This is a genomic window from Mesorhizobium sp. WSM4983 (assembly GCF_029625765.1).
Classification (GTDB): domain Bacteria; phylum Pseudomonadota; class Alphaproteobacteria; order Rhizobiales; family Rhizobiaceae; genus Mesorhizobium.
Genome location: NZ_JARTVM010000001.1, coordinates 1,350,658 through 1,370,092, shown reverse-complemented (window position 1 = coordinate 1,370,092; position 19,435 = coordinate 1,350,658). Strand labels below are relative to the sequence as shown.

23 protein-coding genes are annotated in these 19,435 nt (G+C 63.6%); 12 read left to right on the top strand and 11 right to left on the bottom strand.

The genetic code is table 11. The features are described from left to right. The first annotated feature begins 145 nt into the window (after positions 1–145). Positions 146–541 (top strand): acyl-CoA thioesterase, encoded by a 396-nt coding sequence (locus P9254_RS06745; RefSeq protein WP_067326635.1) that lies wholly within the window; start codon positions 146–148, stop codon positions 539–541. Positions 542–1,011: 470 nt separating this feature from the next. Here P9254_RS06745 and P9254_RS06740 read toward each other — a convergent pair whose 3' ends face one another. Beyond that, on the bottom strand, positions 1,012–1,380 hold the full coding sequence (locus P9254_RS06740; RefSeq protein ID WP_066994462.1) for a winged helix-turn-helix transcriptional regulator: 369 nt from the start codon (positions 1,378–1,380) through the stop codon (positions 1,012–1,014). Between the two features lie 92 nt (positions 1,381–1,472). On the opposite strand from P9254_RS06740, the gene P9254_RS06735 reads away from it, so the two are divergent. Next, positions 1,473–2,078, top strand: coding sequence for an NADPH-dependent FMN reductase (locus P9254_RS06735; RefSeq protein ID WP_067326641.1), 606 nt, complete (start codon positions 1,473–1,475; stop codon positions 2,076–2,078). A gap of 175 nt (positions 2,079–2,253) precedes the next feature. On the opposite strand, the gene P9254_RS06730 is transcribed toward P9254_RS06735, so the two are convergent. Further along, a complete protein-coding gene (locus P9254_RS06730; RefSeq protein WP_095801644.1) occupies positions 2,254–2,697 on the bottom strand; it encodes a gamma-glutamylcyclotransferase family protein in 444 nt (147 codons plus the stop codon). Positions 2,698–2,977: 280 nt separating this feature from the next. Between P9254_RS06730 and P9254_RS06725 the strand changes: the two genes are divergently transcribed. Further along, positions 2,978–3,154 carry a hypothetical protein gene (locus P9254_RS06725; protein ID WP_278054506.1) on the top strand — a complete coding sequence of 59 codons (177 nt, stop codon included), beginning with the start codon at positions 2,978–2,980 and terminating at the stop codon, positions 3,152–3,154. A 36-nt stretch (positions 3,155–3,190) separates the two neighbouring features. Here the strand turns inward: P9254_RS06725 and P9254_RS06720 are convergent, their stop codons facing one another. From P9254_RS06720 to P9254_RS06700, 5 genes are all read right to left on the bottom strand, one after another. Then, positions 3,191–4,504, bottom strand: coding sequence for a hemolysin family protein (locus P9254_RS06720; RefSeq protein WP_067326646.1), 1,314 nt, complete (start codon positions 4,502–4,504; stop codon positions 3,191–3,193). A 94-nt stretch (positions 4,505–4,598) separates the two neighbouring features. Next, the gene (locus P9254_RS06715; RefSeq protein WP_127403975.1) at positions 4,599–5,306 is read right to left on the bottom strand and encodes an LssY C-terminal domain-containing protein; all 708 of its coding nucleotides are present in this window, start codon (positions 5,304–5,306) and stop codon (positions 4,599–4,601) included. A gap of 72 nt (positions 5,307–5,378) precedes the next feature. Further along, the gene (locus P9254_RS06710; RefSeq protein ID WP_245299594.1) at positions 5,379–6,131 is read right to left on the bottom strand and encodes an extensin-like domain-containing protein; all 753 of its coding nucleotides are present in this window, start codon (positions 6,129–6,131) and stop codon (positions 5,379–5,381) included. A gap of 185 nt (positions 6,132–6,316) precedes the next feature. Further along, positions 6,317–7,351: an extensin-like domain-containing protein gene (locus tag P9254_RS06705; protein ID WP_278054719.1), complete on the bottom strand. Its 1,035-nt coding sequence runs from the start codon at positions 7,349–7,351 to the stop codon at positions 6,317–6,319. Between the two features lie 193 nt (positions 7,352–7,544). After that, positions 7,545–7,970, bottom strand: coding sequence for a DUF3775 domain-containing protein (locus P9254_RS06700; RefSeq protein WP_067326696.1), 426 nt, complete (start codon positions 7,968–7,970; stop codon positions 7,545–7,547). A gap of 179 nt (positions 7,971–8,149) precedes the next feature. Between P9254_RS06700 and P9254_RS06695 the strand changes: the two genes are divergently transcribed. After that, positions 8,150–8,704, top strand: a complete 555-nt coding sequence (locus tag P9254_RS06695) for a tetratricopeptide repeat protein (protein WP_278054502.1) — start codon at positions 8,150–8,152, stop codon at positions 8,702–8,704. Between the two features lie 276 nt (positions 8,705–8,980). Continuing rightward, positions 8,981–9,454: a transcription elongation factor GreA gene (greA, locus tag P9254_RS06690; protein WP_027168132.1), complete on the top strand. Its 474-nt coding sequence runs from the start codon at positions 8,981–8,983 to the stop codon at positions 9,452–9,454. Between the two features lie 3 nt (positions 9,455–9,457). Here the strand turns inward: greA and waaC are convergent, their stop codons facing one another. Genes waaC through rfaD form a run of 3 tightly spaced genes read right to left on the bottom strand, consistent with a single transcriptional unit; the run spans position 9,458 to position 12,359 of the window. Next, positions 9,458–10,432 carry a lipopolysaccharide heptosyltransferase I gene (waaC, locus tag P9254_RS06685; protein WP_278054500.1) on the bottom strand — a complete coding sequence of 325 codons (975 nt, stop codon included), beginning with the start codon at positions 10,430–10,432 and terminating at the stop codon, positions 9,458–9,460. Beyond that, positions 10,429–11,436, bottom strand: a complete 1,008-nt coding sequence (waaF, locus tag P9254_RS06680) for a lipopolysaccharide heptosyltransferase II (RefSeq protein WP_278054498.1) — start codon at positions 11,434–11,436, stop codon at positions 10,429–10,431. Before waaF ends, waaC begins: the two co-directional genes overlap by 4 nt. Beyond that, entirely contained in the window at positions 11,409–12,359 is a 951-nt protein-coding gene (rfaD, locus tag P9254_RS06675; protein ID WP_095801637.1) for an ADP-glyceromanno-heptose 6-epimerase, read from the bottom strand. Before rfaD ends, waaF begins: the two co-directional genes overlap by 28 nt. Positions 12,360–12,675: 316 nt before the next feature. On the opposite strand from rfaD, the gene P9254_RS06670 reads away from it, so the two are divergent. From P9254_RS06670 to P9254_RS06650, 5 genes are all read left to right on the top strand, one after another. Further along, positions 12,676–13,035: a thioesterase family protein gene (locus P9254_RS06670; RefSeq protein WP_206518456.1), complete on the top strand. Its 360-nt coding sequence runs from the start codon at positions 12,676–12,678 to the stop codon at positions 13,033–13,035. A 47-nt stretch (positions 13,036–13,082) separates the two neighbouring features. Continuing rightward, complete coding sequence (locus tag P9254_RS06665; RefSeq protein ID WP_095823238.1) at positions 13,083–13,715, top strand: LysE family translocator; 633 nt, start codon at positions 13,083–13,085, stop codon at positions 13,713–13,715. 147 nt (positions 13,716–13,862) lie between these two features. Then, positions 13,863–15,353 carry a D-glycero-beta-D-manno-heptose-7-phosphate kinase gene (rfaE1, locus tag P9254_RS06660; RefSeq protein ID WP_082980447.1) on the top strand — a complete coding sequence of 497 codons (1,491 nt, stop codon included), beginning with the start codon at positions 13,863–13,865 and terminating at the stop codon, positions 15,351–15,353. 7 nt (positions 15,354–15,360) lie between these two features. Then, a complete protein-coding gene (locus P9254_RS06655) occupies positions 15,361–15,933 on the top strand; it encodes a D-sedoheptulose-7-phosphate isomerase (protein ID WP_066994501.1) in 573 nt (190 codons plus the stop codon). Beyond that, positions 15,926–16,558 carry a D-glycero-alpha-D-manno-heptose-1,7-bisphosphate 7-phosphatase gene (locus P9254_RS06650; RefSeq protein ID WP_278054495.1) on the top strand — a complete coding sequence of 211 codons (633 nt, stop codon included), beginning with the start codon at positions 15,926–15,928 and terminating at the stop codon, positions 16,556–16,558. Before P9254_RS06655 ends, P9254_RS06650 begins: the two co-directional genes overlap by 8 nt. 68 nt (positions 16,559–16,626) lie before the next feature. Here the strand turns inward: P9254_RS06650 and P9254_RS06645 are convergent, their stop codons facing one another. Beyond that, positions 16,627–17,103, bottom strand: coding sequence for an Lrp/AsnC family transcriptional regulator (locus tag P9254_RS06645; RefSeq protein WP_066994506.1), 477 nt, complete (start codon positions 17,101–17,103; stop codon positions 16,627–16,629). A 220-nt stretch (positions 17,104–17,323) separates the two neighbouring features. Between P9254_RS06645 and trxB the strand changes: the two genes are divergently transcribed. Both trxB and P9254_RS06635 read left to right on the top strand, forming a co-directional pair. Then, positions 17,324–18,298: a thioredoxin-disulfide reductase gene (gene trxB / locus P9254_RS06640; RefSeq protein WP_067326669.1), complete on the top strand. Its 975-nt coding sequence runs from the start codon at positions 17,324–17,326 to the stop codon at positions 18,296–18,298. Positions 18,299–18,370: 72 nt separating this feature from the next. Further along, entirely contained in the window at positions 18,371–19,267 is an 897-nt protein-coding gene (locus P9254_RS06635; protein WP_095777339.1) for a LysR family transcriptional regulator, read from the top strand. Positions 19,268–19,435 lie beyond the last annotated feature (168 nt).

Below are 19,435 nucleotides of genomic sequence, written 5' to 3'. Positions count from 1 at the left end.
TGCCGGCTCACGTCGTCGCCGGGGCTTCCGGCATGGCTTGTGAAAAAAGCGACCGGGCGGCGGCGCCGCTTTCGCCTTCAGCAAAGCTTGCGACATCGTGATGGCGTTGGTACGGCTTCAGGAAGCAGCGGCTGGAGGACCCCTCATGGTGCACTACGCAGACGGAAAGCCGCTCGGCGACCTGACATTGAGGACGCTCGCCATGCCGTCGGATGCCAATGCCGCCGGCGACATTTTTGGCGGCTGGGTGATGGCGCAGATGGACCTAGCCTGCGGCATCCGCGCGGCCGAGCGCGCCAAGGGTCGCGTGGTGACGGCGGCAGTGAAGGAGATGTCCTTCGCCAAGCCGATGAAGATCGGCGACACGCTCTGCATCTACACCCATGTCGAGCGCGTCGGCCGCACCTCGATGACGCTCAAGGTCGAGGCCTGGGCGCAGCGCTATCTCACCGACCTGATGGAGAAGGTCACCCATGCCGATTTCGTCATGGTGGCGCTCGACGGCGACGGCAAGCCGAAACCGATCCCAGCCGAAAGCTGACGGCGAACGCTTTTCCGGCCAGGCAAATTTGTAACAACTCTTGCGCGGGACGTGCGTCCGGCGACATCCGATGGTTGCTTCCGCGCCCGACGGTGCGTGCCGCTGGAGGAAAGACAATGCGTCAACATATGCTGAACGGCTGGCTCGTGGCAGCCCTTCTTGCACTTACCTGCTTGCTCGGCATAACTGCCTATGCAGAAGTGAAAAAAGAGCTCCCGCGCACCGCGTGGGTGCATGGTTTCGGGGCGGACCAGAGTCAGGGAGCGATGTGCGCAGTCTGCTCCTTGGCGCCCCGTGGCAGTACCACGTCAAAAGCCTGAGTGCTCCTCTCAGGCGCGACCAAAGCCGTCAGGGTCGGGCGGGCATCAAGGTTGATGTGCCCTCGAATACGACAAGTCAAAAAGACACAACTGCAGACTCCTTGCTCAGTCAGCGGAGCGATGCTCGCAACACGTTGCGCTTCAAGGCCTTCAGGGATGCTCGCCATCGAATTTCGCGCGCGCCGCGCGTACTCGATTGGTATTCTTTCGTGCCCATTCGCCGAGCGCGCCAACCGGCACCAGCAACTCGTGGCCGAGCTCGGTCAGCTCGTAATCGACGCGCGGCGGAATGGTCGGGAAAACCTTGCGCGTGACAAAGCCGTCGCGCTCCAGACCGCGCAAGGTGATGGTCAGCATCTTTTGTGAGATGCCGCCGACGGCCGTGCGCAATTCATTGAAGCGCATCGGTCCGCCGCCCAGCTTGCCGACCACCAGAACGGTCCATTTGTCGCCGACCCGTTGCAGGATTTCCGATACGGCCCGGCAGTCCTCAGTGTTGTACGGGTGCCTCGGTAACAAAAATGTGCCTCCTTGCGCGCCACTTTGTCAGTATCACATATAGCGCCGGTATCCAAACGATACCGAAATTCCCCGGCAAGGAGAGCCCCCTTATGTCCAAACCCAAAATCGCCATTGTCGTCGGTTCGACGCGCGCCGCCCGCTTCGCCGACGTCCCGACGCAGTGGATCGCCAAGATTGCCAAGACGCATGCCGATATCGACGTCGAAGTCGTTGATTTGCGCGACTGGCCGCTGCCGTTCTTCGATGAGGTCGCATCCTCGGCCTGGGCGCCGTCGCAGAACGAGGTGGCGCAGCGCTGGCAGAAGAAGGTCGCCGAGTTCGACGGCTTCATCTTCACCGCGGCCGAATACAATCACGCGCCGACCGCCGTCTTGAAGAACGCCATCGATTACGCCGCCAATGAATGGAACAAGAAGCCGGCTGGTTTCGTCGGCTATGGCAGCGTCGGCGGCGCGCGCGCCGTCGAGCAGCTTCGCCTGATCGCCGTCGAGCTACAAATGGCGCCGGTCAAGTCGGCAGTGCACATCGCCTGGGGCGATTTCCTTGCGGTCCGCCAGGGCGACAAGAAGCTGGAAGAGATCGAACATCTGAACCAGGCGGCGGCGGCGCTCATCAATGACGTTGCCTGGTGGGCGAAGGTGCTGAAGGCGGCGCGCGCCGCCGACGCGATCGCCAGTGAAGCCCAGGCGGCTTAAGCCGCTTCATCCTCCCAAAATATCATCTAAGGGCGGCGCTTGCGCCGCCCCTTTTATTTGCGGAAGCCTCGGTCGTTCGACAGAGGATCGCTCAAGGATTTCGCTCTGTTGCCGCTTTTATGTCAGACATACTGGAGAAAGTCGGATCTCAATTGGGCATCCTTCGGGCGCAACCTTAGGCGTTCGCGTGAAGTTTGAAACGCCGATCGTCGTAGAAATCCAGATATCCCGAATGGACGGGATCCGCGAGACGGCGGGATTTCATGTAAGCCTGCGCCAGGACATGCGGACCGCCTTCAATGGGCTCAACCTCGATCGGGACGCGCAGGTTGCCGGGCTTGCCAACGGATTCGATCCGGTCAAGCCCGGCCAGGGCGCGGTCGTCGACCGCGTAGAGCTCGCCCCTGACGTGGAAGCCGAGACCCGGTTCATTGAACATCATCGGAGCGAAGCGAGGTCCGGCAATCAGCATCGGGAAACGCTCACGGGTCCTGCAGGCACCGATGCACGCGGCCCCGGACAAACCCGCCTTGTGAAGAGGAAACCCTCTCTTCAAGGTTCCGAACACGAAGAGGTTGACGAGCATTCTCCGGAACGCCGGCCGAAGCTGGAAGTTCATCCGTTTCGCCATGTTCAGGGCAGGTGCAAATCCGCATGACTCAAGAATTCTCAATTATCCTGTCTGCGGACGAAGCCGCGAAAGCGGAGGCCGCCGCGGCGCTCTACCGCTATAACGTCGCCATCACAGGGACGGACGACCGCATTCCCATAGGCGCCGTATTATGTGATGGCTCGGGCAAAGCTTTGGGCGGCCTATGGGGAAGGACCGAACTCGGCCTTCTGTTCTTGGACATGTTTTCGTGCCCGCGCATTTACGCGGTCTGTCTTACGGCGCCCGGTTGCTTGCCGCCGTCGAAGAAGAGGCAAAGGCGCGGGGCTGCAGACGCGCCGTCGTGGAGACAAGCAGCTTTCAGGCGCCTGGATTCTACATCCGCCACGATTATGTGGAATTCGGCCGCGTTCCGTTCGGGTTCGATGGGCAGGCCCGCGTCTTTCTTCGCAAGGAACTGGCCTGAATGGATGTTGGGAAAACCCGGCAGACCCCAGGCTCGCTATCGGCGCGCCATCGGACGGTGGCCGTCGGGCAGGCGGGTGGCGATCAGCTTGTCGATACGCCGGCCGTCGAGGTCGACCACCTCGAAGCGCCAGCCTTGCGCGTCCACGCATTCGCCGGTAGCGGGAAGGTGGTGCAGATGTGACAGCACATAGCCGGCCACCGTCTCGTAGTCGCGGTTCTCCGGCAAGTCGATGCCCAGCACCTCGGCCATCTCGTCGGCCTGCATGTAGCCGGCGAGCAGCCATGAGCCGTCCTCGCGTTTGACCGCGTTCTCTTCCTCGCCCGCATCGAGGTCCGAGCGGAAGACGCCGGTGATCGCTTCCAGGATGTCGGCCGGCGTGACGATGCCTTCGAAATGGCCGTATTCGTCATGGACGAGCGCCATGGGGACGTCCGATTCCCGCAGCCTTTGCAGCACGTCGAGCGCGTCGGCCTGATCATGGACGATTGGCGCGGTGCGCACATGCTGGCGCGGATCCAACACCCTGCCGGCAAGAAGGGCGGCCAGCACGTCGCGCGTCTGGATGACCCCTATCATGGCATCGACATTGCCGTCGCCCGCAGGCAGGCGCGAATGCTGGCTCTCCATCAGAAGCCGCTTGATGGCCGCCTCGTCGGATTGCAGGTTGATCCAGTCGACCTCGGTGCGCGGCGTCATCACGGCGCGCACGGCGCGGTCGCCAAGGCGCATGACGCCGGCGATCATGCGGCGCTCGTCGGATTCGATGGTGCCGTGATGCTCGGCCTCGGCGACCAGCATCTTGATCTCCTCGTCCGTGACCTTCTCTTCCGCCTCGCCGGCCTGGCCGAGCAACCACAAAACCGCGCGGCCGGAAATGTCGAGCAGAAAGACGAGCGGCGCCGATACCTTGGCGAGAATGGTCATCGCCGGCGCGGCGCGGACTGCGACGCGCTCAGGATCCCTGAGCGCGATCTGCTTCGGCACGAGCTCGCCGACGATCAGCGAGGCGTAGGTGATGACCGCGACGACAATGCCGACGCCGATGGGGTCGGCGATGTTCTCGCGGATGCCGGTCGAGGCCAAGTATTGAGCCAGTCGCTCGCCGAGCGTGGCACCGGAAAAGGCGCCGGAAAGGACGCCGACCAGGGTGATTCCGATCTGCACCGAGGACAGAAACTTGCCGGGGTTGGAGCCGAGGGCCAGCGCGCGGCCGGCACCCCTGACATTGCGGTCGATCATCGCCTTGAGGCGGGCCGGGCGCGACGAGACGATAGCCAGCTCCGACATGGCCAAAAGGCCGTTCACCAGGATGAGGGCGGCCACAACGGCGATTTCGAGGTATAGCATGCGGCGTCAATAGCATTGCTGCGGTGCATTCGAAAATAGCGGGTTGGGCGTTTTTCGAATTGCGCCGTTTGCCGCTTCGAGAATGCCGGATGCGCTAGGGCAATTGCTTCAACACGCCAACCACCGCCATACCGTCGGTGAAATAGGGATCGCCGCCGCCGTTCCTGCCGTTTTTCGTCGCGCCGATCCCCGGGATCTCGCTGGTCGATGTCAGCATGCCTGCGGTGCTGAGGTCGCCGATCAGCAAGTTGCGCTCGGCATCGATGTCCGCGCCGATATGGTGAGTGATGGCACCGGTGTCGTGGCTCAAGCCGACGCCGCGGTCGAAGCTGGCGGCACCCAGCCAGAGCGGGCGGCCGTCATCGCCGACGGTATTTGTCTGCCAGAAGCGGACGTGGTGGCGCCGGTCGGCGCTGTCGCCGACGGGCTTTTCGAAAGCGAGGTCCTGGGCGCGGCCTTCAAACAGCAGGCGGCTGATCGGCGCATCGGGATAGGGTCGGGAGAATAAGACGCTCTCGCCGATGTCGACCGCTGTCCTGAGCGTGACGGCGTCGGCCGTGTCCCAGCCGGCCACGGCAAAGGCGTGGACCACCTCCTTCTCGGTGCCGATAAGTCCGGCATTGATCGGGTCGCCGGGAATGCCCTGCGGCGTATGCGTCACCATCTCGAAGCGCTGCGTGCGGAAGCCGCGCTCCCGCCACGTCCAGAATTCCGGCGCAGCAAGGTAGGCAAAGCCAAGATAGAAAGCACAGAAAGCCACCAGCCAGATCGCCGCGCGTCGCCAAAGGCTTCGCTCACCCACGAGAGACCACTCCCAAGCCTGTGCCCGGCCCACTCTATGCGGTGTTGGGCCGGTTGGGCAGTAGGCCGAAGGTCAGCGGCAGGCGCGGTAGCCGTTCCTGCGATTCTTGACGTCGAAGTGAAAGTGGTTGCGGTGGTCGTAATTGTAGCCCGGGCCGAGGACCGTGTTGAAATATTGGCAGCCGTCGGCGCGAACATTGTTGAGGAAGCCGCGGGTGCGGAACGCAAACAGGCCAGGCTTGCGAACGTCGATGTCGTTGCCATTGTTGAGCTCGATGCTCATGACGTCGAGCGCATTGCCCTTGCCGTGCTCCGACAAGACGCCCTCGCCGGCGATCTTGCGGCAGGAATAGCTCGAGCCCTGGTGGATCGCCCTGACGCCGGAGAAATAGCGCCAGCGGGCTGCCGGCACGAGCTCGTTCCTGGTCCAGGCGGCGAAGGTCGCGGCCATGTTGCAGGTCAGTGTCGCTGCCGGTTTCATCTCGACGCTGCCGATGGCTGAAACTTTCACCGGGAAGTCGATGCCGCACTGGCCTTCGTGGATAGGCTGGATGTCCTGGTAAACGACGCCAAGCCGTTTCAATTCATTGCGGCAGTCGATCTCGCCGGCCGGCATCTGCTCGGGCGAAGACAAGGGCTCATCCATGCGCGGATAGGCTGCCTGGGTCAGGTAGGGATCGGACGGAACAAGCCTCTGCATGCCGGAATATTGCGGAGCCTCGGGCATGGCGGAGGTCTGGCTGCCGACGTCGACGGCCGGCTGCAGCGAAAAGACATCGCCGGTGGTGCAGGCCGAGACCGCTGTGATTGCGAGCCCCGTTGTCATTCTGACGGCAACGGAGCGCGCACGAGTGCTTAGTCGCGCCAAGGCGAGGCTGGCGCCAAATATTGCGGCCATCGAAAGGCATCCTGTCCCCGGATGGCACAAGTCTAGTCGGCAAGAGTAAAGGAAAGATCAGCGCCGGCATTCACGCCTGGGGCCGAATTGCGGCATCTGTTCTTCGCACCCACTCATTGGCAGAACGTTCCGCCATTCCGTCTCGGTTCGAGGTCGAAGTGGAAGTGCAGCGCATGGTCCGGATCGCTGCCTGGGCCGAGCACCGTCTTGAACGGCCCGCAGGCGGCCTTGCGGATCGTGTTCAGGAAGTTTGCATCTTTTTCGGGCGGCACCGGGCCGACCTCGATCGTCCTGCCGTCGGAGAGTGTGAAGGACGCAATGTCCAGCGCATTGCCGAAGGCGTGCTCCGAAAGCTTTCCACCACCGTTGCGCGGGCGGCAAACAAAGGCGGAGGCCTGGCCGATCGATTTGAGATCGGCGCCAAATTCGGCCTTCGCGGCGGGTTGGATGACTTCGACGGCAAATCGTGCCGCAGCCTCCGCCATTTGGCAGTTGAGTTCGGCTCCGGCGCCTATACTGATCGATTTTCCTAATGTTTTCATGACGATGGGATAGGGAATGGAGCAGCCGATCTCGGCGTCGTGCTCGGCCTTGTGCTCCTCGAATTCGACGCCGAGCGTCTTGAGGCGCTCACGGCAGGCAACCTCCTCCGCCGGCATCTTGTCGGCTGGCAGCTCAGCGGAGCGCGGATCGGGCAGTATTTTGTTGTCGTGGGTATCAGCCGGCTTTTCAGGTGGCTTCGGTGCGGCAGCGGGCGGCTTCGGTTCCGCGATGTCGGGTCGTTGCGTCGGAATCGGCACCGCAGACGGCGCCTCAGGTTCGCCTTCCGTGTCGGTTGACGGCTCGGTGGCCGAAGGCTCGGGATGCTGCCGCTTTCCCTCACGAGACTTTTCCTGATTGATCGGGTCGGATGCGTCAGCGTCCTTTGGACCGGCAGCCTTCTGCTCTTCCAGCGTTGCGGTGCCGGCCTTTTGCGCTTCCGCGGGCCGTGGTTCTGGCACCGGAGCATCGGCGGGCAAGATCGGCTGGTCCTGCGTTTGCTGTTGCGTCAGCTTTGGCGCGACTTGCTGCTTGCCGCGCGGTCTCACGCGGTGCTTGCTCCTCGGCCGCAGTCGTTGATCCGCCCGCTGCGTCAACGGCTGCTCCATGCGCGGTGTCAGCGGCTGCCTGTGACGATGCTTGGCATCGGCCGGCGTGACCAGCAAAATCCCCGCCGCCAAAGGCAGCGCCAGTCTGCAAAATCCGTAAAAGCTCAGCCTCGCCATCGGCCGGAAACGGGCCCGGCATCGCAAGGTTGCCTTGGACGCTGCGGCGCTGCGATCAAAATCGGTTACCGGTTCGTTACGCGCCGATCGCCTCCAGGCCTTCCTCCAGCCAATCGGCGAGCTGCGGCAGTCCCAGCAGGTACTTTGCGGTGCGCTTGTTGGCGCGCTCGCGCGCGGCCGCCACCGCGTCGACCCATTCGGAAGCTTCGTAGTCGCCGCGGCCCACCCAGGCCAACGCTACGAGCTCGGCCGCTTCATCGACATTGAGGTCGTTGATAAGCTCGCGGAATTCCTCCTCGGTGAGGTCTTCCGATGCCTCCTCGACAAGGCCGTCGTGATGATGATTGTCGTGCCTGTCGCCATCGAACTCGACCTCGTGCTCGGCGCCGTCGTCGTAGTCCTCGTTGACGGCTGCGCTCAGCGCCTTGGCCTTCAGGATGAACAGGCGCACGGTATCCGGGTCGATGGAAAGCTCCCATTCCTTCTCGAGGCGCTGCTGCACTGGCCTTTCTCCTCGTCGTGCGCTGGACTGATGATAGCGGATTTGCGGCCCGCGTCACATCCGTTCGCAGAGGCGATGCGCTCCCCGACCTCCAAATAGTTTGGCTTTTGACAGGTTTTCGGGATGAAACCGCATCGAAGCGGCGTTAATCTGCCGTTGTCACGCTCAAGGAGGCTCCGATGCGCAGACGTTTGCTTGTTCAGGTCTTGGCTGCTGCCGTTAGCCTGCCGCTGTTCGCGGCGCCTGCATTCACCGCCGGCGAGGGCGGCGGTGGCGGTGGCGGTGGCAGCGGCGGCCAGACCACCACCCAATGCAAGAAGGGTCAGGTCTGGGACAAGAAGAAGAAGAAATGCGTCGTGCCGCAGTACGGCATGCTGGATGACGACAGCATCTACGAGGCAGGCCACGATCTGGCAATGGCCGGGCGCTACGACGAGGCGATCTCGGTGCTGACGCTCGCCGCCAACAAGCAGGATCCGCGCATTCTCAACTATCTCGGCTATTCGCATCGCCATTCCGGCCGTGTCACGGTCGGCCTCGGCTATTACGAGGAAGCGCTGCGCATCGACCCCGACTACACGCTGGTGCGCGAATATCTCGGCGAGGCCCATCTGCAAATCGGCGATCTTGCCGGCGCGCAGGAGCAGCTCAAGGAAATCGAGAAGCGGACCGGCAAAGGCTCGCGCGAATACGGCATGTTGTCAGAGCAGATCGAGCGTTTCCTGAGGAGCTGATTCTTCTCAGATGCCTTTCGAGGCCGGCTGCGAGCAATCGCAGCCGGTTTTTTGCTGCCGGCATTGCGGATTTAGCGCCGGATGGCCTTGCGAAAGCGGTGGTGATTTTACTGAACTTCATTTTTGAGCGTGAAAATCGCGCGGAGATCGCTATATTCAGGGAAATTGTGGTGAAACGGTTCCGTTAGCCCGAGGCTGCCGGACCGTTTTCTTTTTGTACCCAACGACAAGGCTATTCCCGAAAAGCGGGGGTAGTGGCAGGAAAGGTCAGGCATCATGATCAAGGTCCCGATGACAGGCGAGGGGTTCGCGTCATTGAAGGAAGAACTGCGCTGGCGCCAGCAGGAAGAGCGTCCACGCATCATCGAGGCGATCTCCGAAGCGCGCTCGCATGGCGACCTGTCCGAAAATGCCGAGTACCACGCGGCTAAAGAGTCGCAGAGCCACAATGAGGGCCGTATCAACGAGCTCGAGGACCTGATCGCGCGCGCCGAGGTGATCGATGTCTCGAAGCTCAGCGGCGACAAGGTGAAGTTCGGCGCCACGGTCGTGCTGGTCGACGAGGACACCGAGGAAAAGAAGACCTATCAAATCGTCGGCGACCAGGAAGCGGACGTGAAGTCCGGCCGTATCTCGATCTCCTCGCCGATCGCGCGCGCGTTGATCGGCAAAGAAGTCGGCGATGCCATCGAGGTCAACGCCCCGGGCGGCGCACGGGGTTACGAGATCGTCCAGGTGCAATTTATTTGAGGGCTAGACTGGCGTTTCCGATCTAAGCACCAGCAGCCGCTCTGCTTCAGCCATAACTTCGGCCGGCGTGACTTTGCCGCCGGCGGGCGCCAGCAGTGTCGATGAAAACGGCCCGCGCGGGCCGGTCAGGCCGGGCTCCGTCGCCAGGAATATGGCGACGGTCGGCAGGCCGAAAGCGCTGGCGAGATGGGTGAGGCCGGTGTCGGCGCCGATGACGAGCGTCGACCGGCCGAGGATCGCAGCGACATCCGCTAGCGGCGATTTCGGAACCAGCACCGTTTCCGGCAAGGCGCCGGCGATCGCCTCGGCAACACGCTTCTCCGCTTCGTTCGACCAGGTGACGATCGGTGTAAATTGCTGCGACATCAGTCGGCGCGCAGTCTCGACCCAGTCTTCGACCGGCCATTTCTTGTCTTCGCGGCTGGTGCCGTGCAGCAGGAAAGCCGTTTTGCCTTCGACGCCGGAAAGTCCGCCTGCCGGCGGCACTATGCCGGAGTTGAGCGTCGAGAGGTCCGCCTGATACCCCAGCGCCAGGCCGAACAGGCGTCTGGTGCGCTCGATGGCGTGCAACTCGCGCCGCACGGCGTATTTGCGCTCGTAGAGCAGCGTCGCCGAGGGCTCGCGGGCGCTGGAGCGGTCGAAGCCGGCGATCGGCGCGCCGGATTGCCTGGCGACCACGGCCGATTTCACCAGCCCCTGTGCATCGATGACCAGGTCATAGCGACCCGAGCGAAGCGCACGTCGCAGGCCCGCCACCTCGCGCCATGTGCCGCGGTCGAACGGCTTCTTGCGCCAGCGCCGGATCGCCACCTTGTGGATGGTTCCGATCGCCGGATGCAAGGCGACGACGGCGGCAAAGGCCTCTTCCACGCACCAGTCGCAGCTTATGTCCGGGCGATTGCGGAGCGCGTCCTCGACGGCCGGGAGGGTGTGGATGACATCGCCCATCGATGATGTCTTGACGATCAGAACCCTCATGCGGTCGCAGGAATTTCAAGCAACCGGTCGGCGGCGGCGGCGACCCGCGCGACATCGAGCGTCTTAAGGCAGTTGAGATGGCCGAGCGGGCAGACCTTCCTGTGGCAGGGCGAGCAGGAGAGGTGCAGCCAGATCAGTTCCGAACGATCGGTCAGCGGCGGCGTGTTTTCGGGCGAGGTCGAGCCATAGACGGCGACGATTGGCGTGTCGACGGCGGCGGCCACATGCATAAGCCCGCTGTCGTTCGAGACGGCTAGCTTCGCCGCGGCGATCAGGTCGATGGCATCCTCCAGCTTCGTCCTGCCGGCAAGGTCGACGGCGCCCGGCGCAAGCCTCGCGATCTCGCCGGTAACCTCAGCGTCGTTCTTCGAGCCGAGCAAGGCGACGCCCAGGCCTTTTGCCATCATCCCGCGGGCTAGCTCGGCATAGTATTCGCTCGGCCAGCGCTTTGCCGGGCCGAACTCGGCGCCCGGCAACAGGGTGACGAATTCTTTTGCGCTGAGCCCGAACCGCGCCAGCAGATCGGCCTGATTGGTGAGATCGACGGTGAGCTTCGGCGGGCGAAAAGTGCCGCCGCGCGCCAGGCCGAAATAGGCCCGTGCCGTGCGCCGCTTCACCGCATCGGGCAGCGGGACGATGTCGGTCAGCAGGCCGTAGCGCATTTCCCTCAGATGGCCGACGCGGCGCGGAATTCGGGCGAAGAACGGGATCAGCGCCGATTTCCAGCTCCCCGGCAGCACATAGGCCATGTCGTAGCGGCCGCGCAGCAGGCGGCCGAAGCGCCTGCGGCTGCGGAATTCGAGCGTGCCGGGCATCAGTGGAAAGTCGATCTGGGAGCGTATTTCGGGCATGCGCTTGACCAGGGGCGCTGCCCAAGCCGGCGCGAGCACGTCGATCGCGGCATTCGGATGCTTTTCCTTCAGCGCCGCGAACAGGCACTGGGCCATGACCATGTCACCCACCCAGCGTGGGCCGATCACGAGGATCGTTGGGCTTTCAGCCATTGGACATAGTCTCTGACGCCGGTTTCGACGGTGCGGAATTGGCCATTGTAGCCGGCCGTGCGTAAGCGGGACATATCCGCCTCGGTAAAACTCTGGTAGCTGCCCTTCAGGTGTTCGGGGAAGGGAATGAACTCGATCTCACCCTTGCCGAGCGTGTCGATTACCGTCTCGGCGATGGCGCGGAACGGCTGGGCGCGGCCGGTGCCGCAGTTGAAGATGCCGCTTGAGCCCCGCTTCCATAGCCACAGATTGACGTCGGCGACGTCGCCGACATGGATGAAGTCGCGGCTCTGCTCGCCGGGGCCGAACCCGCCATAGGCGCCGAACAGCTTCGGGTTCTGGCCCTGCTCGACCTGGTTGAACAAATGGAAGGCGACCGAGGCCATGGCGCCCTTATGCGCCTCGCGCGGCCCGTAGACGTTGAAATAGCGCAGGCCGGCCACCTGCGAGTGATCGGTGTCGAAGACATTGCGGCGGACATAGTCGTCGAACAGCTTCTTCGAATAGGCGTAGACGTTGAGTGGCCGTTCGAATTCGGGCTCTTCGCGAAACTCGCTGCCGCCGCCATAGACCGAAGCCGAGGAGGCATAGAGGAAGGGCACCCGCAGCGCCAGGCAGGCGTGCAGCAGGCGCTTCGAATAAGCGTAGTTCACGTCCATCATGAACTTGCCGTTCCATTCGGTGGTGGTCGAGCAGGCGCCCTGATGGAAGACGGCGTCGATGCGGCCCAGCCCGCCATCCTCGAGCCGGGCCGGAAGCTCGTCCTTGTCGAGATAGTCAGCAATGCGGAGATCGGCCAGATTGGCGATCTTGTGGCCGTCGGTCAGATCGTCGACGACCAAGATATCGTCATGGCCTTCGGCATTCAGCGCGGCGACGATGTTGGAGCCGATCATGCCGGCGCCGCCCGTGACGATGATCATCCTTGTGAGCCTTGTTTCGTTGCCGATTCCGGCCCTTATAGGGGAGGCGCGAGCAGGTGTCGATAAAAGGTCCCCGGCTGTGGAGCATCGGCTACGACGAATGTAGGGATGGATCGGCAGAACGGCTCGCGAGATAAGCTCTGGCGCGCCGAACGGTACGTCTTCGATCGAAGCAAGCTATGGTGCCATTGAGGGCTGTGGCATGAGCCGTCGGTGTGCGTTCTTGCCGTTGGTATCAGCCATGACATCCGATTTAAAGCCAGGCCTTCACCACGTTCAAACCCTGCGGGTCGAGGACTCCCTGACGGTTCCGGCCATGACAACGGCCTTTGCGAGTTTCGCCGACATGCCGCCGGTTTTCGCCACCGCCTTCATGGTGGGCTTCATCGAATGGGCGTGCGTCGAGGCATTGCGTCCGTTCCTGAGCAGCCATGAGAGAACCGTCGGCACCCATGTCGACGTCAGCCATGTCGCCGCGACGCCCGTCGGCATGACCGTCACCGCCGATGTCGAGCTTGTCGCGGTGCAGGGGCGAAAGCTGCGCTTCAAGGTATCGTGCAGCGACGAGAATGGATTGATCGGCGAAGGTTTCCACGAGCGCGCGGTCGTCGACCATGACAAGTTCATGGCGCGTGTTCTTGCCAAATCAGGGCAGACCGGTTCGTCGCCACAGTGAGGCCGCAAAGCTCCCGCTTCAGTCGGCTCCTATCGTGAGGGATCAAGATGCCGTCGACCGAACTGCTTATCGCCTTTTTCGTCACCACGGCTATCTTCGCCTACATTCCCGGACCGGCCATGCTCTATGCCGCCGCGCAGACCATGGCGCGCGGGCGTTGGTCGGGGCTGACGGCGGCGCTCGGCATCCATCTCGGCGGCTATGTCCATGTCCTTGCCGCCGCAACCGGACTGTCGGTGTTGTTCCACGCCGTGCCGCCGCTTTACATGGCGGTCAAACTTGTCGGCGCGCTGTACCTGATCTGGCTCGGTGTTTCGCTGTTCCGCGCCAAGATCCAGGGAAACGGAACGCTTCCTGCCATCGAGCGAAAATCGGCGCGTCGCGCCTTTTTCGAAAGCATCACGGTCGAGGTGCTCAATCCCAAGACAGCAATCTTCTTCATGGCTTTCCTGCCGCAGTTCATCGATGCCTCGGCGACCTTGCCGGTTTGGCTGCAGTTCGTGGTGCTGGGAACCGTCGTCAACCTGATGTTCTCGTCGGCCGACATCGTTTGCGTCTTTCTCGCCGGCGCGATGATTGCGCGCCTGCGGCGCTCCGGTCGCGCGCAGCGCCTTATGCAGCGCGCAGGTGGCGCCGTGCTTGTCGGTCTCGGCGTCCATGTCGCCTTGCAGAAGAGCTGATCCGTCCGGCGCCTTGGCCGTGCGCATACGGCCGCCGTTGCGCTGGCCCCGATTGCGGTATATCGGCATCGCGAAGAATGAAGAGCGCCGGTTTTCCGGCGCTGCAACCCCGATCAAGAACCGTCGTTTTCGGCGCGTGCCAGTGAGATGATCAAGCACCATCTGCCTTCCCCGGAGCCCTTGCATCGCACCATCGCCCACTTCGGCGAGGTCACGGTGCTGGTGGTCGGCGATTTCATCCTCGATCGTTTCGTCAACGGCGTCATCGAGCGGATCTCGCCTGAAGCGCCGATCCCGGTGCTGCATGGGCGGGGCGAGGTGGTGGCCCTGGGCGGCGCCGGCAATGTCGTTTCCAACATCGTTTCACTGGGCGGCGCCGCGATCCCGGTGTCCGTCATCGGCGCCGACCAGGCCGGCGACAATCTCATGCGCATGCTCGGCGATCTTGGCGCCGATACGGACGGCCTTGCACAGCGGCAGGACCGCATGACCTCGTCGAAGAGCCGCTTCAGCGCGCTTAACCAGCAGGTGCTGCGTTTCGACGAGGAGGAAATCAAACCGTTGTCCAGTGGCGAGCGGGCGACGCTTGTCGAGCATTTCCAGGCTGCCCTTGCGCGCGCCGATATCGTCATCCTGTCCGACTACGGCAAGGGCATCCTGCTCGACGGCGTGGCGGCCGAACTGATCGCGATCTGCCGCGATGCCGGAAAACCGGTGCTGATCGACCCGAAGGGCCGCGACTATGCGCGCTATGCCGGGGCGACGGCGGTCACGCCCAACCGCAAGGAACTCGGCGAGGCGGTCGGACGCCCGGTCTTCGGCGATGACGAGATCGTCGCTGCGGCACGCGACCTGATTGCCGCGCATGACTTCGAGTTCATCGTCGCGACGCGCAGCGAAAAGGGCATGAGCGTGGTCACCGCGGAGGATGCCCGCCATATCTCCACGCAGGCGCGCGAAGTGTTCGACGTCTCCGGCGCCGGCGACACGGTCATCGCCACCTTCGCGCTGTCGCTCGCCGCGGGCGCCGACCGGGTGCAGGCTGCTACAATCGCCAATGCCGCCGGCGGCGTGGTCGTTGGCAAGCGCGGCACGGCGCGGCTGACAGTGGAGGAGCTTTCCGGCGCGCTGTTCCGCTCGCATGGACCGGTCGCCCACAAGGACGCCATTCTCGACGCCAATGCGGCGGCCAGGATGGTGGCGGCCTGGAAAGAGGAGGGGCTGTCGGTTGGCTTCACCAATGGCTGCTTCGACATTCTGCATGCCGGCCATGTCAGCCTGCTGCACGCCGCGCGCAGCCGATGCGACCGGCTGGTGCTCGGCTTGAACAGCGACGCCTCGGTGCGCCGGCTGAAAGGGCCCGGACGTCCGGTCAACGACCAGCACGACCGCGCCTGCGTGCTCGCGGCGCTCGCCTCGGTCGATGCCGTTGTCGTCTTCGAGGAAGACACGCCGCTCAAGCTGATCGAGGCGCTTCTGCCCGACATCCTGGTCAAGGGCGCGGATTACACGATCGAGACCGTGGTCGGCGCCGACGTGGTGCAGAACGCGGGCGGGCGTGTGGTGCTGGTCGACCTCGTCGCCGGCAAGAGCACCACCAAAACCATCGGCAAGCTGCGCGCCGGCGGCGCGAATTGAGGGTTTCATGTCCGAGCTGAACGACTATCTGGTCCGCTCCGCGGCGGCGATCTCGGCAATGGTCGAGCGCGATCTCACCGGCGAGATGGAGCGCGCGGTGAGCGCGGTCGTGAAGGCGCTGTCACACGGCAAGGCGCTGCTGATCTGCGGCAATGGCGGCTCGGCGAGCGACGCCATCCACATCGCCGGCGAACTGGTCGGCCGGTTCCTTAAAGAGCGCAAGGCCTACAATGTCATCGCGCTGCCGGCCAATGCGGCGGTGCTGACCGCCTGGGGCAACGACTACGGCTTCGACACCGTCTTCTCACGCCAGGTCGAGGCGCATGGGTCGGAAGGCGCGGTATTGCTCGCCATCTCCACCAGCGGCAATTCGCCGAGCATCCTTGCCGCCGCCGAGCAGGCGCGGGCCATGGGCATGACGGTGATCAGCCTCACCGGCGACACCGGCGGCAAGCTCAAGCCGCTCACGGACATCTTGCTCAATGTGCCGTCGACCTCGACGCCGATCATCCAGCAGGGGCATCTCTGCCTCTATCACCACCTGTGCGAGGCGGTCGAAGCGCGTCTCAGCAATGGCTGACCGCGAAGGGGATTTTCCGCTCGTCGAGCCCGGCCTGTGGATCGAGCGGATTGGCGCCAAGGCGTTTCCGACTGGCCTGCCGGCACTGTTTCTAGACCGTGACGGCACCATCAATATCGATACCGGCTATCCTGACGATCCGGACGCCATGGTGCTGCGCGACGGTATCGCGCCTGCCATAGAAGCCGCGAATCGGCGCGGCATTCCGGTCATCCTCATCACTAATCAGTCCGGTATCGCGCGCGGCTATTTTGGCTGGGATGCCTTCGCCCGGGTCAATCAGCGGGTGCTCGAACTGCTTGCCGAGAAGAACGCAGCCGTCGACATGGTGCTGGCCTGCGCCTACCACGAGGCCGGTTCGGGCCCGCTGGCGATCGCCGATCATCCGATGCGCAAGCCCAATCCGGGCATGCTGCTCGAGGCAGGGCGCCGCCTCGGCCTCGATCTCAAGCGATCGCTGATCGTCGGCGACAAGCCGGCCGACATGGAAGCAGGCCAGCGCGCCGGCCTCGAGCGCGGCTGGCTTGTCGATGGCGAAGCCACACCGATGGGCGGCTTTTCCGTTTTGCCGCTGCTCGATGTGCGAGACCTGGAAGGTCTGCTCACCGCGATACGATCGCAATGATCGCGGATTGATTCAAAATTGAGCGCCAAACCGCTGTTTTTCCAGCGGCTTCATCGGAAGCCGGCGCATTAAGCCGGAAAGGCGACCAGCCCCTCATCCTTGACCCGGCGGATGGTCAGCGCGGTGCGCACCGTGTCGACATTGGGCGCCGAGGCGAGCTCCTCGATGACGAAGGTCTGGAAGGTGCCAAGGTCGCTTGCCACGCAATGCAGCAGGAAATCGGACTCGCCCGACACCATCCAGGCATCGCGAACGATCGGCCAGCCCCTCGTCCGCTCGGCAAAAGCCTTGAGCTCGGCGTCGGCCTGATGGTGCAGGCCGATCAGGCAGAAGGCGACGACATCCATGCCGAGCGCCGGCGCATTGAGGAGCGCACGGTAACCGCGGATGATGCCGGCCTCTTCCAGTCGCCTGACGCGGCGCAGGCAAGGCGGCGCCGAGATGCCGACGCGGCCGGACAACTCGACATTGGTCATACGACCGTCACTCTGCAGCTCTCGCAGGATCTTCCAGTCGATGGCGTCGAGATCGGCTTTGAGCGGCATGATCGGCTTTCGCGCAAGAATCTTTCGCGATTTTGTAATTTGGTTTCGCGCGCGAGGCCATCCCTTTGCGATGATTTTTCTGCAACTGGCTGCGATATGGCCCTGTATACCGCTATGAAGCTTTCCGGGGACGAAGGCCAAGCTGCCTTGCTGGCTTGGCGGGCAGCACTTACATTACCGGCAACAAAACCACGGCCCTCGCGCCGCAGGGGACTTTTTCATGAACACCAAACACGCGCCCGTTCTCATCATCGGCTCCGGGCCGGCCGGCTACACCGCGGCGATCTATGCCGCCCGCGCCATGCTGAAGCCGATGCTTGTCGCCGGCCTGCAGCAGGGCGGTCAGTTGATGATCACCACCGACGTCGAAAACTATCCGGGCTTCGCCGATCCGATCCAGGGCCCCTGGCTGATGGAGCAGATGCTCAAGCAGGCCGAGCATGTCGGCACCGAGATCGTCAACGACATCATCACCGAGGTCGATCTCAATGTGCGGCCGTTTCGCGCCACCGGCGATTCCGGCACCGTCTACACCGCCGACGCTTTGATCATCGCCACCGGCGCGCAAGCCAAGTGGCTGGGTATCCCGTCCGAGCAGACGTTCATGGGCTTCGGCGTCTCGGCCTGCGCCACCTGCGACGGCTTCTTCTATCGCGGCAAGGATGTCGCCGTGGTCGGCGGCGGCAATTCGGCGGTGGAGGAGGCGCTCTACCTCGCCAACCTCGCCAGGAGCGTCACCGTCATTCACCGCCGCAACGATTTCCGCGCCGAGCGTATCCTGCGCGAGCGGCTGTTCAAGAAGGACAATGTCCGCATCATCTGGGATACCGTCGTCGACGAGATCACCGGGCAGCCGGGCAAGGCACCGCTGCCGCCTTCGGTCGACGGCTTGAAGCTGCGCAATGTGGTGACGGGCGAAGTGTCGCGGCTGCAGGTCGATGGCGTCTTTGTCGCGATCGGCCATGCGCCGGCGGTCGAGCTTTTCATCGGCAAGCTGAAGCAGAAGCCGAACGGCTATCTGTGGACGGCGCCCGATTCGACCCGTACCGACGTTCCCGGCGTTTTCGCCGCCGGCGACGTCACCGACGATGTCTACCGGCAAGCGGTTACAGCTGCCGGGCTCGGTTGCATGGCCGCGCTCGAGGCGGAGAAATATCTGGCGGGGATCGAGGTTCACCGCGAAGCGGCGGAATAATCGATCGGCTGAAAAAAGCCGTTTAAAAGCCTGATTTTTCATTCAGACGCCAAAGGCAACACGAGGGGAATCATGGCGCTGGACTGGGACAAGCTACGCGTGTTTCACGCTGCGGCGGAGGCTGGGTCGTTTACCCATGCCGCCGAAACGCTGCATCTGTCGCAGTCGGCGATCTCGCGGCAGGTCAGCGCACTGGAGCACGACGTCGGCGTGGCGCTGTTCCATCGCCACGCGCGTGGCCTCGTGTTGACCGAGCAGGGCGAGATGCTGTTCCGCACGGCACATGACGTGCTGATGAAGCTGGAGACGATCAAGTCGCGGCTGACCGAGACAAAGGATCGCCCGTCCGGCGTGCTGAGGGTCACGACAACGGTGGGGCTCGGGGCCGGCTGGCTGACCGAGCGCGTGCAGGAATTCATCGAGCTCTACCCCGAGATCAGCCTGCAGCTCATCCTCGCCAACGAGGAGCTCGACCTCACCATGCGCCAAGCCGATTGCGCCATCCGCCTGCGCCAGCCGCAGCAGCCGGATCTTATCCAGCGCCGGCTGTTCACGGTGCATTTCCACCTTTATGCGTCGCCTTCCTACGTGGCGAAGTTCGGCAAGCCCGCCTCGATCGCCGAGCTCAGGAACCACCGGATCGTCACCTTCGGCGTGCCGGTGCCTTCGCATCTGTCGGAGCTGAACTGGCTGGAGACGGTCGGCGATTTCGAGGGCGGGCAAAGGGTGCCGACGCTGCAGATCAACGACATCCTGTCGATCAAGCGCGCGGTCCAGGGCGGCGCCGGCATCGCCATGCTGCCCGACTACGTCATCAACAAGGACTCGAACCTCGTCCAGTTGCTGCCCGAAACCGAGGTGCCGTCCTTCGACACCTATTTCGCCTATCCCGACGCGATGAAGAACCAGGCGAAGCTGCACGTGTTCCGCGATTTCATCATCGCCAAGGCGCGCAGTTGGTCCTACTAGCAGGACCTGCCGATATTCGGGTGGTGCCGGCCTGACCTGGCCCACGACAGGGACTTAAGCGCGCCATGGCGTGGGGCAGCCAGCCGGAGACAGCGCGCCCGGGGCGGAGACAAAGAACAAGGCGCTGCCGGCATTTGCCGAAAAAGTTCGCATCGGGCTCTCCTGCCG

Coding starts and splice junctions, on each gene's coding strand:
- P9254_RS06745 (WP_067326635.1), top strand. CDS start 146: ATGGTGCACTACGCAGACGGAAAGCCGCTCGGCGACCTGACATTGAGG.
- P9254_RS06735 (WP_067326641.1), top strand. CDS start 1,473: ATGTCCAAACCCAAAATCGCCATTGTCGTCGGTTCGACGCGCGCCGCC.
- P9254_RS06730 (WP_095801644.1), bottom strand. CDS start 2,697: ATGAACTTCCAGCTTCGGCCGGCGTTCCGGAGAATGCTCGTCAACCTC.
- P9254_RS06720 (WP_067326646.1), bottom strand. CDS start 4,504: ATGCTATACCTCGAAATCGCCGTTGTGGCCGCCCTCATCCTGGTGAAC.
- P9254_RS06710 (WP_245299594.1), bottom strand. CDS start 6,131: ATGACAACGGGGCTCGCAATCACAGCGGTCTCGGCCTGCACCACCGGC.
- P9254_RS06705 (WP_278054719.1), bottom strand. CDS start 7,351: ATGGAGCAGCCGTTGACGCAGCGGGCGGATCAACGACTGCGGCCGAGG.
- P9254_RS06695 (WP_278054502.1), top strand. CDS start 8,150: ATGCGCAGACGTTTGCTTGTTCAGGTCTTGGCTGCTGCCGTTAGCCTG.
- greA (WP_027168132.1), top strand. CDS start 8,981: ATGATCAAGGTCCCGATGACAGGCGAGGGGTTCGCGTCATTGAAGGAA.
- waaC (WP_278054500.1), bottom strand. CDS start 10,432: ATGAGGGTTCTGATCGTCAAGACATCATCGATGGGCGATGTCATCCAC.
- waaF (WP_278054498.1), bottom strand. CDS start 11,436: ATGGCTGAAAGCCCAACGATCCTCGTGATCGGCCCACGCTGGGTGGGT.
- rfaD (WP_095801637.1), bottom strand. CDS start 12,359: ATGATCATCGTCACGGGCGGCGCCGGCATGATCGGCTCCAACATCGTC.
- P9254_RS06670 (WP_206518456.1), top strand. CDS start 12,676: ATGACAACGGCCTTTGCGAGTTTCGCCGACATGCCGCCGGTTTTCGCC.
- P9254_RS06665 (WP_095823238.1), top strand. CDS start 13,083: ATGCCGTCGACCGAACTGCTTATCGCCTTTTTCGTCACCACGGCTATC.
- rfaE1 (WP_082980447.1), top strand. CDS start 13,863: ATGATCAAGCACCATCTGCCTTCCCCGGAGCCCTTGCATCGCACCATC.
- P9254_RS06655 (WP_066994501.1), top strand. CDS start 15,361: ATGTCCGAGCTGAACGACTATCTGGTCCGCTCCGCGGCGGCGATCTCG.
- P9254_RS06650 (WP_278054495.1), top strand. CDS start 15,926: ATGGCTGACCGCGAAGGGGATTTTCCGCTCGTCGAGCCCGGCCTGTGG.
- P9254_RS06645 (WP_066994506.1), bottom strand. CDS start 17,103: ATGCCGCTCAAAGCCGATCTCGACGCCATCGACTGGAAGATCCTGCGA.
- trxB (WP_067326669.1), top strand. CDS start 17,324: ATGAACACCAAACACGCGCCCGTTCTCATCATCGGCTCCGGGCCGGCC.
- P9254_RS06635 (WP_095777339.1), top strand. CDS start 18,371: ATGGCGCTGGACTGGGACAAGCTACGCGTGTTTCACGCTGCGGCGGAG.